The organism is Mesorhizobium sp. M7A.F.Ca.US.008.03.1.1, assembly GCF_003997495.1.
Classification (GTDB): domain Bacteria; phylum Pseudomonadota; class Alphaproteobacteria; order Rhizobiales; family Rhizobiaceae; genus Mesorhizobium.
The window spans coordinates 1-1199 of sequence record NZ_RZRU01000052.1 but is presented as its reverse complement, the minus strand read 5'-3'; the positions used below and the strand labels follow the sequence as shown (position 1 = coordinate 1199).

Genomic DNA, 1199 nt, shown 5'->3' with positions numbered 1-1199 from the left:
GGGCAGGGCTATTGCATATGAGTAAAGAGGTCATAGAAGAAGTCTTTGCTCCAGTTTGCCCTGCGCATTTTGCTGGCGATTGGTTTGTCGAGGGGATGGGCGGCCAAGATGTTTTGCGCGAGCCTTCGGATGACGGCCAGGTTTTGTGGTGCGTTGTCCTTTCGGGTGCGGGCGTCATCCTCGCGGAAGACGACATCGAGGCACCAATGCAACTGGTTCTCGATTGTCCAGTGGGCACGAACCGTCTCAGTCAATTTCCTGGGTGTCAGCACCTTGGAGAGCGCGACATAGCGGATCGAGGCAGCGGTCTTGCCATCGGCCGTGGTGCGCAGGGCCTCGATGCGGCCGATGGCCTTGAGGCCGGGGAAGGCGGGTGGGTCCTTGAGCGCGGCAAGCGGCAGCACGCTGGCCCGACGGATTTCCGTGCGGCCGTGAGCCGTGTCGCGCGTTTCGAAGCAGGCGATCTCACCCGCCAGCGCGAAGCTTCTCTCAGCCGCCGCAAACAGACGGCCACGGTTGGCCTTCAGCCCAAGGGCATAGTGCGCCTTCTTCGCCATCAGCGCCTTGGCCGTGTCGGGGCGGCAATGCAAGGCGTCGGCCGTTACCGTGCAGCCCTTGATATCCAGGCCCTTCAGCAGCGCCAGCGTCGCCCCGACCTCATCGGAGCCCGGCGCCCGCATTGCCGCAATCGTCAACCTAGTCTCGGCATCCCAGACACTGACCATCAGCGGCGGCATGAAGGCACGTCCCTTCTCATAGCCGCGCCGCAGCGCCTTGCCGTCGATCGCCACCACGCCACGGGGCAAGCCAAGTCCAAGCTCGCGCCGCAACGCCGACATGAAGGCGCTCAACGCTGCCGACAACTCCTGCGGATCAAGAAGCCGAAATACGCGGCTGAAGGTGTCGTGGCTCGGGCACCCATGCTTCAGCTCGACGATCTCTTTCAGTTCGTCTTCCCGGCCCTCCACGAATTCGGCAATGTCCACACAGCTTTTGGCCCCGCACAGCGTCGCCGCCAACGCCAGGAACAGAAGCTCCGCAAGATTATGCCGTGCATTGATATCTCGCGGATCGCGAACTTCTCGCAGGATCGACAAAACCAACGGCATCACAGCCTCCTCTGCTTCGAGAAAGCCTCTCAAGAATCCTTCTTCTGCTGCTTGGCAATACACAATCAACTTATCTGCGATTCCCCTGCC

Annotated in this window: 1 protein-coding gene; it reads right to left on the bottom strand. The window is 61.6% G+C overall.

Translation table 11 applies throughout. The features are described from left to right. Window positions 1–8: 8 nt before the first annotated feature. A complete protein-coding gene (locus tag EOA16_RS32395; RefSeq protein ID WP_127261748.1) occupies window positions 9–1109 on the bottom strand; it encodes an ISAs1 family transposase in 1101 nt (366 codons plus the stop codon). Window positions 1110–1199 lie beyond the last annotated feature (90 nt).